This window comes from Pseudomonas sp. IPO3747 (assembly GCF_013385245.1).
Classification (GTDB): domain Bacteria; phylum Pseudomonadota; class Gammaproteobacteria; order Pseudomonadales; family Pseudomonadaceae; genus Aquipseudomonas; species Aquipseudomonas edaphica.
In genome coordinates this window covers 96,695-111,417 of record NZ_JACAQL010000026.1, presented here as the reverse complement: position 1 = coordinate 111,417, position 14,723 = coordinate 96,695, and the positions used below count along the sequence as shown (strand labels likewise).

The 14,723-nt window shown below is 61.4% G+C and carries 12 protein-coding genes; 2 read left to right on the top strand and 10 right to left on the bottom strand.

From position 1 onward, the window contains the following. Window positions 1-12: 12 nt before the first annotated feature. The 10 genes from HX790_RS27310 to tssA all read right to left on the bottom strand — a co-directional run bounded on the left by HX790_RS27310 (window position 13) and on the right by tssA (window position 12,435). Window positions 13-447, bottom strand: coding sequence for a DcrB-related protein (locus HX790_RS27310; RefSeq protein ID WP_169988095.1), 435 nt, complete (start codon window positions 445-447; stop codon window positions 13-15). A 15-nt stretch (window positions 448-462) separates the two neighbouring features. Beyond that, a complete protein-coding gene (locus HX790_RS27305; RefSeq protein ID WP_176992508.1) occupies window positions 463-2,403 on the bottom strand; it encodes a type VI secretion system Vgr family protein in 1,941 nt (646 codons plus the stop codon). Between the two features lie 187 nt (window positions 2,404-2,590). Next, window positions 2,591-5,245, bottom strand: coding sequence for a type VI secretion system ATPase TssH (gene tssH / locus HX790_RS27300; protein ID WP_176992507.1), 2,655 nt, complete (start codon window positions 5,243-5,245; stop codon window positions 2,591-2,593). Next, window positions 5,238-6,281 (bottom strand): type VI secretion system baseplate subunit TssG, encoded by a 1,044-nt coding sequence (gene tssG, locus HX790_RS27295; protein WP_017135819.1) that lies wholly within the window; start codon window positions 6,279-6,281, stop codon window positions 5,238-5,240. Before tssG ends, tssH begins: the two co-directional genes overlap by 8 nt. Continuing rightward, window positions 6,245-8,104, bottom strand: a complete 1,860-nt coding sequence (tssF, locus tag HX790_RS27290) for a type VI secretion system baseplate subunit TssF (protein WP_017135820.1) — start codon at window positions 8,102-8,104, stop codon at window positions 6,245-6,247. Before tssF ends, tssG begins: the two co-directional genes overlap by 37 nt. Next, window positions 8,101-8,616: a type VI secretion system baseplate subunit TssE gene (gene tssE, locus HX790_RS27285; RefSeq protein ID WP_026013585.1), complete on the bottom strand. Its 516-nt coding sequence runs from the start codon at window positions 8,614-8,616 to the stop codon at window positions 8,101-8,103. Before tssE ends, tssF begins: the two co-directional genes overlap by 4 nt. A 78-nt stretch (window positions 8,617-8,694) precedes the next feature. Then, window positions 8,695-9,183, bottom strand: a complete 489-nt coding sequence (locus HX790_RS27280; protein WP_005792512.1) for a type VI secretion system tube protein Hcp — start codon at window positions 9,181-9,183, stop codon at window positions 8,695-8,697. A 172-nt stretch (window positions 9,184-9,355) separates the two neighbouring features. Then, window positions 9,356-10,852, bottom strand: coding sequence for a type VI secretion system contractile sheath large subunit (tssC, locus tag HX790_RS27275; RefSeq protein WP_017135822.1), 1,497 nt, complete (start codon window positions 10,850-10,852; stop codon window positions 9,356-9,358). Window positions 10,853-10,854: 2 nt separating this feature from the next. Then, a complete protein-coding gene (gene tssB / locus HX790_RS27270) occupies window positions 10,855-11,361 on the bottom strand; it encodes a type VI secretion system contractile sheath small subunit (protein ID WP_017135823.1) in 507 nt (168 codons plus the stop codon). Window positions 11,362-11,415: 54 nt separating this feature from the next. Next, window positions 11,416-12,435, bottom strand: a complete 1,020-nt coding sequence (gene tssA, locus HX790_RS27265) for a type VI secretion system protein TssA (RefSeq protein ID WP_176992506.1) — start codon at window positions 12,433-12,435, stop codon at window positions 11,416-11,418. 393 nt (window positions 12,436-12,828) lie between these two features. On the opposite strand from tssA, the gene tagH reads away from it, so the two are divergent. After that, window positions 12,829-14,151, top strand: coding sequence for a type VI secretion system-associated FHA domain protein TagH (tagH, locus tag HX790_RS27260; RefSeq protein WP_017135825.1), 1,323 nt, complete (start codon window positions 12,829-12,831; stop codon window positions 14,149-14,151). A 56-nt stretch (window positions 14,152-14,207) separates the two neighbouring features. Further along, window positions 14,208-14,717 carry a type VI secretion system lipoprotein TssJ gene (gene tssJ / locus HX790_RS27255; protein ID WP_099550251.1) on the top strand — a complete coding sequence of 170 codons (510 nt, stop codon included), beginning with the start codon at window positions 14,208-14,210 and terminating at the stop codon, window positions 14,715-14,717. Window positions 14,718-14,723: the final 6 nt, after the last annotated feature.

The window sequence follows — 14,723 nt, the reverse complement described above, 5'->3', positions numbered from 1 at the left end:
ACAGGTGGCTCATCAAGAAATGGCGTCGAACGACAACGAGCTTTTTATCAATGCCCAGTGCGCCGCCTCGGCATCGCCGAGCGCCTGCGCCTTTACGTAACTCAAGGCGAGCATCTTGCGGGTGCCAGGTATTACCAACGCCAGCTGATACTGGAAAACCTTGTCATTGCCCTTGTTGAACTGGCTGCGCAGCTCGATAGCGTCGACTTCCTGTGCCGCACCTAGGCGCACATCGATGCCGGGCTGGCAGCGCAAGTCCTGCACCTGTTTTTCCAGACGCTTGAGCTGGTCGTCGAAGTTGCTGTGCAGGGTTTCGCCTTCGGTGAGCATGCTGCGGCTGATGATCAAGGAGGTGCCTAGCTCGGGGAACTTGAGGATATTGATCGTCGCGTCCAGCAGCTCGGTGGTCGGCAGTTGAAACTGGAATTCGTTGATTCGGTACGTCATGGCAAACAGGTCTCGTCAGGAGCTTTTAGGCGCGGGGAAGACCGCTTTTATATTGGCGTCGATGCTTTTTTTGTTGCCCTGGCCCTCGGGGGTGGCGCCGGGGCCGTGGCCGTTGTTCAGGTGCAGTACGCCCTTGGTGTTGAACTCTGCATCGCCGCTGGCATAAAAGCTGATATTCACCCCAGTGAGGTTGATCTGCCCGCTGGCATTCAACTCCAGGATGCTTTCGCCGCACACAAGGCGCAGGTTTTCCCCCACTTCAATCACGTAGCTCTGGCTGATGCTGTCGGTCTTGCGCTGGCCCACCACCAGCACATCCTCCTGCTTGACCATGCGCGTGCGGTTATTACCAATCATCACCGTCTCGTTATGCCCAATGCTCTTGTTGCGGTCATGCCCCACCGAGTGGCTTTCATCCACCTCCACCACGATGTCCTGATTGCGCTCGGCGTGGATATACAGCTGCTCCAGCCCCTTCTTGTCCTCCATACGGATTTCATTGAAGTTGGCCGGCGTGCCGCCTTTGCTGGAGCGGCTTTTCATGCCGCTCTGGGTGGCGTTTTCCGGCAGGTCGTAAGGCACGGTCTGTTCGGCGTTGTAGACACGGCCGGTGATGATCGGGCGGTCCGGGTCACCTTCCAGAAAGCTCACGATCACTTCCTGGCCGATCCGTGGGATTTGCATCGAACCCCAGTTCTTGCCGGCCCAGGACTGCGACACACGAATCCAGCACGAGCTGTTTTCGTTGGATTGGTCGTGACGGTCCCAGTAGAAGTGCACCTTCACGCGGCCGTACTGGTCGGTCCAGATTTCCTCGCCCTTGGGGCCGACCACCAGCGCAGTCTGCGGGCCTTTGACGATGGGCCGATAGGTGCTGGCCAGCGGTCGGAAGCTTTGTTGGGCGTCAATACAGGTGAGGCTGCTTTCGAACTGCGCCGACCCCGAGCCGCCGCCGCTTTCCAGGCTTTCCTGGACGATGGCATAGCGGCAACCGACGATCAGGTATTCGCGGTTCTGGTCCTGGCGGCTGAAACCGGTGAGGCTGAACAAATGGCCTGAGCCCAAGCCCCGCGCATTACCGTTGAACTCGATCTGCTCATGCAGGGTTTGCAGGGCTTCGATGCGGGTGCGCGCATAGTGTTCGCCGTCGGCGCTTTGCACGTAGGTGCCGGGGTAGTCGTACAGCGGGTAGTCGCCGGCGGTGTGCGGGCGCGGCATGGCCGAGCGCACGTCGATACTGGCGCTGGGGCGCTGGAAGTCGTAGTCGTTAAGCTCCAGCGACCCAGGCTGCACTTCCTGCGCCAGGTGCCAGTTGTGCATATGGTCGCGTTCGCGCTGCTGCTCGTCCTTGGGGTAGTACGGGATCGACGCATAGCCCGGCACCGTGGTGTGGGCGCCATAAGCATCGGCCAACACCAGCACATGACGGTCCTGTTCATGGCGGAAGAAGTAGTAGATACCTTCCTGTTCCATCAAGCGGCTGACGAAATCGAAGCTGGTCTCGCGGTACTGCACGCAGTATTCCCACTCGCGATAAGGGCGGCTCAGCGCGTCTTCGAAGTCGGAGAAGCCCAGGTCGCGGAACACTTGCTTGATGATCTGCGGGATGCTCAGGTTCTGGAAAATCCGGCAGTCCGAGGTGCGGCTGAGCAGCCAGAACCATGGGCGCAGGGTCACCTGATAACTGGCGAACTGGCCTTGGTCGATATTCTGGCTGCAACGCGCAACGATGCCGTGGAAGTGCCGCTCGCCACCGTCCGCCAGCTGCACGCCAACGCTCATCGGCTTGCCCAGCAACTGGTTAAGGTCGATGTTGGCGTCCAGAGAGGTCAGTCGCAGCTCATAGTTGAACAACCTGCCCAGCTCTTCGCCGCCGCCCATTTCATTGAGCAGCAGCACATCCGGCCCGAGCGGGCTGGTGATCTTGGCCAGGCGTGAGGCTTGGTTGAATAGCATCGGTAGTCCCGTAAATACCTAAATAACTGAAGAAACCGAATCCAACTGTGGGAGCTGGCTTGTGTGGGAGCCGGGCTTGCCCGCGATGCAGGCACCTCGGTGTGGCAGGCGCACTGAGGTGATGCTATCGCAGGCAAGCCAGCTCCCACACAAGCCCACTCCCACAGTTGAATTGCGTTTCGTCAGGTCAATCGCTGAAGTCGTAGTGCAATTCATTATCCCGGCTGCTGATACGCACACCCGCCAGTGCCTTGCCTTCGAGCATGCGCGTAAGAAACTCACGGCTCATGTCCGGCAGCAGGCTGTTGGTGAGAATGGTGTCGATCATGCGCCCGCCACTTTCGGTTTCGGTGCAGCGCGAGACGATCAAATCGACCACAGCGTCGTCGTAATCGAAGGCGACTTTGTGGGTGTTCTCCACGCGCTTTTTGATGCGGCCCAGTTGCAGGCGGGTAATCGCCTTGAGCATTTCGTCGCTCAGCGGGTAATACGGAATCGTCACCAGACGGCCCAGCAGTGCCGGCGGGAAAATCTCCAGCAGCGGTTGGCGCAGCGCCTTGGCGATTTCTTCCGGCTCCGGGATGTTCGCCGGGTCTTTGCACACGTGGGAAATCAGCTCGGTACCGGCGTTGGTGGTCAGCAGGATCAGGGTGTTCTTGAAGTCGATCACCCGGCCTTCGCCGTCCTCCATCACGCCCTTGTCGAACACCTGGAAGAAGATCTCGTGTACATCCGGGTGGGCTTTTTCCACCTCGTCCAGCAGCACTACGCTGTAGGGTTTACGCCGTACCGCTTCGGTCAGCACGCCGCCTTCGCCGTAGCCGATGTAACCCGGTGGCGCGCCCTTGAGTGTGGACACGGTATGGGCTTCCTGGAACTCGCTCATGTTGATGGTGATGACGTTCTGCTCACCGCCGTACATGGCTTCGGCCAGGGCCAGGGCGGTTTCGGTCTTGCCCACACCCGAGGTGCCGGCGAGCATGAACACGCCAATCGGCTTGCTTGGGTTATCGAGCCCGGCGCGGGAGGTCTGGATGCGCTTGGCGATCATCTGCAAGGCATGGTCCTGGCCGATGATGCGTTTCTTCAGGTGCTGGTCGAGGTTGAGCACTGTCTCCAACTCGTTGCGCGCCATGCGGCCCACCGGGATGCCGGTCCAGTCGGCGACCACCGAGGCCACGGCCTGGTAATCCACGGTCGGCAAGATCAGCGGGGTTTCGCCTTGCAGCGCAGTGAGGCGTTGTTGCAGGTCGAGCAGTTGGGCGCGCAACTCATCGTTGCCGCTGTCTACCACGCCAGCTTTTTCGCGCAAGGTCGCGCGAGTTGCCAATAGCTCATCAACCAGGGTTTTTTCTTCGGCCCAGCGGCTTTCCAGAGTCGCCAGGCGCTCACGTTCGGCGCTCAGCAAGGTTTCGCTATTGGTTTGACGCGCACCAATGGCGATACCGATGGCATGCTCGCGGGCGATGATTTGCAGCTCGGTTTCCAGCGCTTCGATGCGACGGCGGCTGTCGTCCACTTCGGCTGGTACGGCGTGCAAGCTGATGGCGACGCGGGCGCAGGCGGTGTCCAACAAGCTCACGGATTTATCCGGCAACTGGCGCGCCGGAATATAGCGATGCGACAGTTTCACCGAGGCTTCCAGCGCTTCATCGAGGATCTGCACCTGATGGTGTTTCTCCATGGTCGAGGCCACGCCGCGCATCATCAGCAGCGCTATGTCTTCCGACGGCTCGGCCACCTGTACCACCTGGAAGCGGCGGGTCAGCGCGGGGTCTTTCTCGATGTGTTTTTTGTACTCGGCCCAGGTCGTGGCGGCCACGGTACGCAAGGTGCCACGGGCCAGTGCAGGCTTGAGCAGGTTGGCGGCATCGCCAGTCCCGGCGGCGCCACCGGCACCTACCAGGGTGTGGGCTTCGTCGATAAACAGAATGATCGGCTTGGGCGAAGCCTGCACGTCTTCGATGACCTGGCGCAGGCGCTGTTCGAACTCGCCCTTCATGCTGGCACCGGCTTGCAGCAGGCCCACGTCGAGGCTGCGCAGTTCCACATCCTTGAGCGCAGGCGGCACGTCACCGGCGACGATGCGCAGGGCGAACCCTTCGACTACAGCGGTCTTGCCCACGCCGGCTTCGCCAGTGAGGATCGGATTGTTCTGACGTCGACGCATCAGAATGTCCACCAGTTGGCGGATCTCTTCATCACGCCCCACGATCGGGTCGAGTTTGCCACTGCGCGCTTGTTCGGTCAGGTCGACGGTGAAGCGCTTGAGCGCTTCCTGCTTGCCCATCGCACTCGGCGCCATGGCACCGCTGGCTTCGCCAGGCACGCCGGCGTTGAAGCCATCGCTGGCGCTCAACGCATTCTCCGGTGAGTCGCCGACGTATTCGTCAAAACGCTCGCTCAAGGCTTCGGGTTTGATCTTGTCGAACTCGGCGGACAAGCCCAGCAGCGCATGGCGCAGGCTCGGCGTCTTCAGGATACCCAGCACCAGGTAGCCGGTACGCACCTGGCTTTCGCCGAACATCAGGCTGCCATAGACCCAGCCGCGCTCTACCGCTTCTTCCACATGCGACGACAAGTCGGTGATCGACGTCGAACCACGCGGCAGGCGGTCCAGCGCTTCGGTCAGGTCACGGGCCAGACGCGCCGGCTCCACGTTGAACTGGCGGATGATACGGTGCAGGTCCGAGTCCTGCAGTTGCAGCAACTGGTGAAACCAGTGGGCCAGTTCCACATACGGGTTGCCCCGCAGTTTGCAGAACACGGTGGCGGCTTCGATGGCCTTGTAGGCCACGCTGTTGAGTTTGCCGAACAGTGCGGCGCGACTGATTTCACCCATGCTCTGGATTCCTTGAGGTAGTGGCGTGATCGGCGTAATGCCGGGCCAGGATTAGGTCGTTGGCGTCATGCTCGGGTTGGCCGAGCCAGGTGTTGAAGCCCAGGCGGAATTGGCCATTAAGTTGCAGCTTTGGGACTTCGGGTTGTTGCAAAACCAGGTTCAAGTCCCAGTCCAGTTCATGGCCCAGGTACTCGGCCACCCACGCCACCAGCTCGTTGAACGGCTGGCTGCCGGGCAGCATGCCCATGTAATCGTCCAGCTTGAGCGGGCCGAGGCGGATGCGGAATTTATGCTGGCGATCCCACACATGGCTGCCCAGGCAAAAGTCCACGCCCAACTGGTTGGCGCTGACACTCACGCGGCTGCGCTCTGGCAGTTCCAGCCACTGGCCGACGTATTCTTCAATCTCTACCGGCAGGCCGAAGTACTCGCTGAGAATGGCCTTCAAGCCGTCCGGGTAGCGGGTTTGCGCCGACAGGTGACCGCTGTAGTGCAGCTTCGCGGTATCCGGAATCAACCCCTGGTTGAGCAGGCTCGGCATGCCTCGACCACACAGCGCTGCGAGGCGCGCGGACCAGTAGTCATCATCCGGGCGGTCGTGGCTGACGGTCGGTCGCGCCTCGGCCCAGGCCCGGTAAAACAGGCTGAGCAGGCGATGGTGGAACACATCCAAAAACTGTTTGCTGGTGCTGTCGGCGTTGTTGCGCTGGCGTTCGCGCACGTACTCGGTGATATGCAGCGGCAACGGGCCGTTGGGGCCGCCGAGGCCGAAAAAGAATTGCTCCAGCCGCGCTGGTTTGCCATCGCCGCCAGGGTCGACCGAGGCCAATGTGGCCGGTGCGAAGGTGCAGTCCGCCTGCTGCCCCAGGCGCAGCGGGTCATCGGCCAGGCGCAGGGAATGGCCCAGGCGCGGCAGCGCTGGCGATTCGCACTCGATACGTCGCAGCGCCTGGAAGAAATCGTATTCCCAGGGCTCCTGATGCATCGCATCCAGTGTGTTCACAGGGTCGGACGTCGACCGGGCTTGGCTTTCCATCGCATGATCTCGCCGCGTTCGGTGGTACGGATCACCGTCTCGGTAAAGCTGTTGATCGACACATAACGTGCCAGGAAGCGTTCCAGCACCGCACCGAGCAGGAACACGCCGGTGCCGCGAAACGCGTTTTCATCGAATTCCAGGGTGATTTCCAGACCGCGCCCAAATACGATCGGGCCGGGCATCGGCAGGCGCCGGGTCACCGCTTTGCTGCTGACCTCACGCAAACCTTCGATCTGTAATTGCAGCGCCGCGTCGTTGCTGTCGCCATACAAGCGCAACAGTTCGCGCAAGGCGCCGGCGCCCTGGCCTTGTTCGCTCAGCGACAGGTAGTTGAGCGACAACTGGCTGATCAGGCGCCAGGCCTTGGCGTCATGGGCATGGCTGGCACGCGGGCGACTCGGCCCGGCCACGCAGCGCACCGACAACACCGGCGCGCTGTCGGCCAAGGTGAAGTCGGTCTTGCCGTTGCCCACGCTCATGAACAGCGGCAAATCGCGGTTGGTACACAGCGCGGTCACGCCGAGCTGGCGCAAATCATGGCGGTACGGCGCTTGCTGGCTGTCGACCAGGCTGACGAAAGTTTCGCTGCCCACATAGGTAGAGCGCGGGCCGTTACGGCGTTGGTCGCTGGACAACACGCGAGGTTCACGGCGCAGGGTGTAGTACGCCTGGTCGCGGCCATAACGCGATGGATCACGCACCGCATAGAACGGCAGGAACGGCTGCTCCGGCCCAGTGCCATGGCCGGTGATGCCGCTCAACGAGTGAATTTCGAAATCCATCGGCCGCGTGCGGTCGGCGATGACATGGTGTTCGTTGACACGGTCCGACAGGTGAATGCGGTCCACGCGTTTGGGAAACAAGTTGATCGCCGGCGTGCAGAACGGCATGAACTGGGCCGCGCCGACGCTGCCTTCCAGGCTCGGCTCGTGACGGTCGAACAGCACGATCAGCTCCAACTCCTGGCCGTCGCAGCGTTTCACCGCACGGCTCAGCTGCGCGAATTCAACGAACAGGAAGCGGTGGGGCAGGGCGAAGTATTCCTGCAGTAGCCGATAACCCTGAAACGCGCGCGCCACCACCGGCATGGCCGCATCGGCATCGTCAAAACCACGGGAGCGCAGCGTGTCTTGCGGCAGGCGCTCGACCCAATCACCACCGGGTTTGCGAGCAAACACGGCGCAGGCGTTGCCGAGTAACTGTTCGTAGAGCCGAAACGGCTGCTCATCGGCACCGCTGAGGTACAGCGGCAGGTTATCGAGGTCGAGGCTGTTGAAGGGTAATTCGGCGCCGGTGCGCAGAGTCAGGCGCAGGCCGGCTTTGGCTTTGGGCTCGCTGGCGGCCAGGCGTCCCAACACAGCGGCGGGGTTGCCGAAGTACTCAGCATTACTGACTTGCAACGGCCACAGCGTCACCGGGTGCGCGGTGCGGTACTCGCAGCAGGTCTGGGTTTCGCGGCCCAAGGCGGCGCGCAACACTGTGTCGCGCGGCAATAGGAAACCACTGGCCAGCGAGCCTTCGTCGGGGTCGGTCTGCATTTGCACCACGGTCATCGACGGCGTGGGTGCCAGGTAGTGCGGGTAGGCGATTTCCAGCAGGTTATGGGTGAAGGTCGGGTACTCTGCGTCGAGCTTGAGCTGCACCCGGGCAGTCAGGTAGGCAAAGCCTTCGAGCAAGCGTTCGACGTACGGGTCGGCGCAGTCCATGCCGGACAACGTCAGCCGACTGGCGATCTTCGGGTATTCCTTGGCGAACTCGGCGGCGCTTTCGCGCACGTGGTGCAGTTCCTGGTTGTACAGCTCCAGCAGGCGCGGGTTCATGGGCGCCTCCGCTGGTCGGCATTGACCACACGCACATGCCCGGACTCCAGGTCGAGGTCGGTTTGCAGCAGCAGGCGCAACGGCACCGGCTGCGCCCACAGGTCGCCTTCAATCTCGAAACTCAGCGCGTTGTGGTTCATCTCGCCATGGCCCACGCGGGCTTTTACGCGCAGCGTGTGGCGCAAAATACGTGGTTCAAAAGTGGCAATCGCCTGGTAGATCAAGGCTTCCAGGGCTTTGATATCCACACTGGAAACGCTGTTGCCCGCCAGCGCAGGCAGGCCGTAATTGACCACCGATGTGCCAGCCGGGGTGTGCAACGTGGCATCGGCGTCGAGGAGCGACGTGGTGTTAAGCAACCACGCCAGGTCACGCAGCACCGAGGCTTTTAATTGGGTCAGGGACAGCACGCGTTTGTCGGCGCTTTCCTTGAGGTTGGTCGGGTCATCGTCGGTCAGCCGGTCCAGCAGGGACGGTTGCAGACGGTCGCGGGAAGCGATTTCAGTTACCACCAAAGCAGCTCCACGGACGGGCTAAGAGAGGGACAAGGTGCCAGGGGCCGCAGCACGGTGCTGCGGCCGCCAGGGCTGTCAGCGCTTGGTGTTGGAACGGATGTTCCAGCCAAACTTGATCGCGCCGCCGTCTTTGGTGCCGTCGGCTTTCTGCGGCTGGTAGTCGACCATCACCTGGGCGAAGTTCAGGGTGACGTTTTCGGTCAGGCGATCATCGGTGCCCGAGCCGCCGGTGCTCAGGGACGTGACCAGCACTTCTTCCAGGTTGATCACCATGTACTCGACCTGGCTTTCGCCGCCGGCCTTGCGCACGGTCAGCTTGACCTTGTCGATGTGCTTGCCGCTGGCGCAGTGCATCATCAGGTTGGGCGAAGCCTTGTCGACGTACTTGGTCAGCGACAGGTCCTGGATATTCACCTTGCCCGCGCCGCCACCGCCGCCCACATGCATGTTGCCGGACTGGGCCATGCCCCAGCTCCAGTTCAGCACGTCGATTTCGTCCTTGTGGGCCTTGTCCATGGACTCGCCCTTGATGTCGCCGATCTTGATGAAAATATCAACAGCCATGTTTTCTCCCTGTGTGGCACGGGCCACTGAATTTGGTGATGCCCAAAGGGGCAATGCTGTTCTGTGGGAGCTGGCTTGCCTGCGATTGCATCACCGCGGTCTGACTGACAAACCGAGGTGCCTGCATCGCGGGCAAGCCCGGCTCCCACAGAAGAGCCGGTTCAACCGTTAGTTATGCGCTTTTTGCCGAAGGCAGTTTCGATACCAGGCGCAACGACACGGTCAGCCCTTCGAGCTGGTAGTGCGGGCGCAGGTAGAACTTGGAGTTGTAGTAACCCGGGTTGCCTTCGACGTCTTCCACGATCACCTCGGCGGCGGCCAACGGGTGCTGGGCCTTGGTGGTTTCGGTGGAGTGCGCAGGGTCGCCGTCGACGTAGTTGAGGATCCAGTCCTGCAACCAACGCTGCATCTCGTCCTTCTCTTTGAAGGAACCGATCTTGTCGCGCACGATGCACTTCAAGTAGTGGGCGAAGCGGCAGGTGGCGAACAGGTACGGCAGGCGCGCGGCCAGGTTGGCGTTGGCGGTGGCGTCCGGGTCGTCGTATTCGGCCGGTTTCTGCAACGACTGGGCGCCGATGAACGCGGCGAAGTCGGTGTTTTTCTTGTGCAGCAGCGGCATGAAACCGTTCTTCGCCAACTCTGCTTCACGGCGGTCGCTGATGGCGATTTCGGTCGGGCACTTCATATCCACGCCACCGTCATCGGTAGGGAACGTATGGGCCGGGAGGTTTTCCACTTCACCGCCGGATTCCACGCCACGGATGCGCGAGCACCAGCCGTAGTGTTTGAACGAGCGGTTGATGTTCACCGCCATCGCGTAGGCGGCGTTGGCCCAGGTGTACTTGGAGCTGTCGGCGCCGTCGGTGTTTTCTTCGAAGGCGAAGGCTTCCACCGGGTCGGTCTTGGCGCCATACGGCAGGCGCGCCAGGAAGCGCGGCATGGTCAGGCCGATGTAGCGCGAGTCTTCCGATTCACGCAGCGAGCGCCAGCCAGCGTATTCCGGGGTGGTGAAAATCTTGGTCAGGTCGCGCGGGTTCGACAGTTCCTGCCACGAACCCATGCCCATCACGGTGGGCGAAGCAGCGGCAATGAATGGCGCGTGCATGGCGGCGCAGACCTTCGACAACTCACCCAGCAGCTCGACGTCCGGTGGAGACTGGTCGAAGTAGTAATCGCCCACCAGGCAACCGTACGGTTCGCCGCCGAACTGGCCGTATTCTTCTTCGTACATCTTCTTGAAGATCGGGCTCTGGTCCCACGCCGTGCCTTTGAATTTCTTCAGGGTCTTGTGCAGTTCAGGTTTGGCGATATTGAGCACGCGAATCTTCAGTTGCTCGTCGCTTTCGGTGTTGTTGACCAGGTAGTGCAGGCCACGCCAGGCGCTTTCCAGCTGCTGGAAATCCGGGTGGTGGATGATCTGGTTGACCTGGGCGGTGAGCTTGGCGTCGATGGCGGCGATGATCGATTCGATCGATTTGATCGCGTCATTGGAGACCAGGTCCGTCTGCGCCAGAGCCTGTTCGGCCAGGGTACGCACGGCAGTTTCCACGGCTTCGCGGGCACGCTCGGTCTTGGGTTTGAATTCTTGCAGCAGCAGGTTGGCGAACTCGCTGGCTTCTTCGGTAGCACCCAGGATCTGGCTGCCTTCGCGGGCGGTATTGTCGGTCATGATTACTGGTCCCCTGCTGGCTTAGGCGCGCTGGCAAGTGCCTGAAGCAGTGCCGGGTCCTTGATCGCCTTCATGATGATTTCTTCAGCGCCGGTCTTGCCGTCCATGTAGGTCAGCAGGTTGGCCAACTGGGTGCGGGCTTCGAGCAGTTGCTTGAGCGAATCGACTTTGCGGGCCACAGCGGCCGGGCTGAAGTCGTCCATGCTTTCGAAGGTGATGTCCAGGCTCAGGTTGCCTTCGCCGGTCAGCTCATTCGGTACGTGGAAGGCTACGCGTGGCTGCATGGCCTTGAGGCGCGAGTCGAAGTTGTCGACGTCTACCTCAAGGAACTTGCGATCAGCCACAGGCGCCAGCGGCTCGGCAGGCTTGCCGGCGAGGTCGGCCATCACGCCCATCACGAAGGGTAACTGGACCTTTTTCTCGGCGCCGTAAAGCTCGACGTCGTACTCGATCTGCACTCGAGGCGCACGGTTGCGCGCGATGAATTTCTGAGAACTTTGCTTCGCCACGTTGCTGCTCCTGGTCGCTTGAGCGACGGTGTTGTTACTGCACAGTCCGGCGGCTTATTCGCTTTCCGGGCCGCGCAGGTTTTCAAATTGGGACATGCCGTCGGGGATCAGATTGCGCACGATGGCCGCAAAGTCGGCGTGCACCAGATGCTTCGCCCGGTTCAACAGCACCGGCAGCGGGCTCGAAGGCTCGTGCCGGGTGTAGTACGCAAGGATCTTGTCGAGGCTGCGCAGCACGTCATCGCGGGTGGCGATGTCGCCCGTTGGGCGCGGTGCTGCGGGGGCGGCGGCGAAATCGACCGAGGGGGCATTGTCTTCACTGACAGCCTCGGGTTCGCTGCTGCCTGCAGGGTCGGGTACGGCTTGATTGAGGATCTGCAGCGCCTGCTTGAGCGGTTGCTTCAGCAGGCTCAGGTCCACGCCCTGGGCCGAGCCGACCTGGTCGCTGACCTGTTGTTCGATGGCCTCGCAGGCGGCACGCGCGGCGCTCAAGGCGTCGCGCGTGGCTTGCAGCTGCTCGGGGTCGCTGTCGAGGAACGCGGCGTTGAGTTGCTGGGCGCCGAGTTGTTCATCCGGGAAGTTCGACAGGCCGCTGGCGTTGAGCGCCGCGCGCAGGCTCACTGGCCCAAACGTGCGCGAGCGCGTGAGGATGCTCTCGCGCAGCAAGCGTATGGTTGCGTCGCTGGTCAAGCCGGACAGGGCGTTGATGCGCACGGTGGGGTCGTTATCGTCGTCGGCATCCAGGCGCGGGTACAGGTCGGCCCAGTATTCGCGCAGCAGCGCGTTGATCAACGTAAGGACTTCGGCAAGCCCGGCCACACCCTGGAGGGAGAGGGAGCTTTGCAACAGGAAATGGGTGATGCGCAGGTCTTTGCTGCGTTGCAACAAATCGAGGCTTTGCTGCTGGATGCTACGCCACTGCGGGGGTTCGGCGGGCAGGATCGAGTCGCCCATGCTGCGCTCGGGTTGGCCCTTGGCGTCACGTTCCAATTGAAGGAATTGCGCGTCATATTCCATGTCTTCACCACAGGGCGAAGTCGCGGAAACGGCGGCGAGCAGCAACGGCACATCCACTTGATTCGATCTCCTTATCAGCCCGTTAGACGGCGGGCAATGCATGCATAAGTTACGCAATGAACTTTGCATGTTTTCTTGGTCATATACTCAGTGCGCCACTATTGCGCCATCACTTATGTTCAAGAAGTTGTGCATTTTTGGTGTAGTAGTTACGCGTTGTCAAGGTAAGCTACTCGCCCTCTGTGACAGATGTGCGGTGTTTAACACACTGCGCGACTGACGGGTCTGACGGCGGCCCAGGACAGGGTTTTTGTCACAGAAGCCGGTTAAGATCAGCAATCATGCTGACAAAAGCAGATTTTACGGTCGTTTGCACGACTTGGCAGGGCGCTTGCGGGAGGCGCCCTCCCTTGGAATAGGCCGCGCGCGATGTATCAGCAAGGAGGCAAGATGTCGCTGTGTTTGACTATCACTAGTTATCACAAGATTACCCCTGGGCAATGCCCTGAAAAGTCCATGGATCAGGGCGTGATGGCTATTGGCCGCAATTCCGACAATGACTGGGTACTGCCTGACCCAGAGCGGTTAGTCTCCTCGCAACATTGCGTTATTCAATACAAAGATGGCCGTTACTACCTAACCGATAACAGTACGAACGGAGTGGAGCTGGTTAACGCCGGCATCCGAATGCGTAGAGGGAACAGCGAGCCGTTGCAAGATGGCGAGTTGATCCGCATCGGCGATTACGAGATCCAGGCACGTATCGACTTCAACGTGCAGGCGCTTGATAGCCAGCCGTTCAGCGGCGATTCGCCGAACAGTTTTGAAGCGCTGATGGGCGCGGTGGCGAACAAGCCTGCACCTGCACCTGTGATCGCGCCGCAGTTCCAGGGCGCCTCGTCGATGGACACGCTGCCGGACCTGTTCGACTTCCTCACTCCGACCACCGTGCCGCCGCCAACTGTGGCGGACCACGTACCCAGCGAGCAGCACGATTTTCGTCCGCCAACGCCGGTCGCGGTGCCTGTGGTCGAGCAACCCGTGGTGTCGGGCTCGGTTATTCCTGAAGACTGGGATTTGTTCGGCGACACGCCCGCGCCCGTTGTTGCAGCGCCACAGCCGGTTGCACCACCTGAACCGCCAGCAGCGCCGGTCGTCCAGCCAACCGCCCCGGCCATCACCCAACAGCCCGACTTGCTGCAAGCCTTCCTGCGCGGCGCCGGGCTGGACCAATTGCGCCTCGACAAGGCTCAAGCCGAAGCACAAATGGAAAGCATCGGCCGCAGCTACCGCCTTATGGTCGAAGGCCTGATCGACGTGTTGCGTGCCCGCGCGAGCCTCAAGGGCGAGTTCCGCATGCAGCAGACGATGATCCAGCCGGCTGAAAACAATCCGTTGAAATTTGCGCCGAATGCTGACGAAGCCTTGCTGCTGCTGCTTCGTCATGGCAACCAAGCGTTTATGGCGCCGGACGTCGCCGTGCGCGAGAGTTTCGACGACCTGCGCGCTCACCAACTGGCGGTAATGGCCGGTGTGGAAGCGGCGATCAAACACCTGCTCACGCGTTTTGAACCGGCACAGCTGGAAGAGCGCATGGGCAAGCCCGCCGGGCTGTCGAGCCTGTTCAACGGCTCTCGCCAGGCGCAGTACTGGCAGCAGTTCACCGAGCTCTACAGCAATATTTCCCGTGAGGCCCAGGAAGATTTCCAGGACCTGTTCGGTCGCGAATTCAGCCGAGCATACGAAGAACACAGCGCACGACAGCGACGCTAAAACGCGCCGCAATAATGGATAAAACGGATAGCTAAGTACGTCATTGAGGACGCAGGATGATTCCCAGGTTTTTACTCGCAGCCGCCACCGCGCTGTTGCTGACGGCGTGTGCCAAGGACGCGGTCAAACCCGAGGTTGCCGCTGAAGCCGAAGCGGGCACTGCCGCCGTCGAGCTGCACTTTCACGCCATTGCCGGGCTCAACCCCGGCGCCAACGGCCAGGCTGCTCCGGTGCGGGTGCGCATTTTCGAACTGAAAAACGCCGCCACCTTCAGTCGCTCCGACTACTTCGCCTTGGCCGATCGCGCGCAATCCACCCTTGGCCTGGACCTGCTGGACCAGGATGAAGTGATGATCCAACCCGGCCAGCAACTGAGCATCCAGCGCGACCTTGACCCTTCCACACGCCAGATCGGCTTGTTGGTGGGCTATCGCGAGCTGGACCGCGCGCAATGGCGCACGGTGCTCACGGTTCCGGCGCGCCAATACACCGAATATCAGATCAGCCTCGATGTGCGCGCCGTACGCGCCGACGTCGTGGTTCCCCCATCCAGCCCTGCCCAATAAAACCCT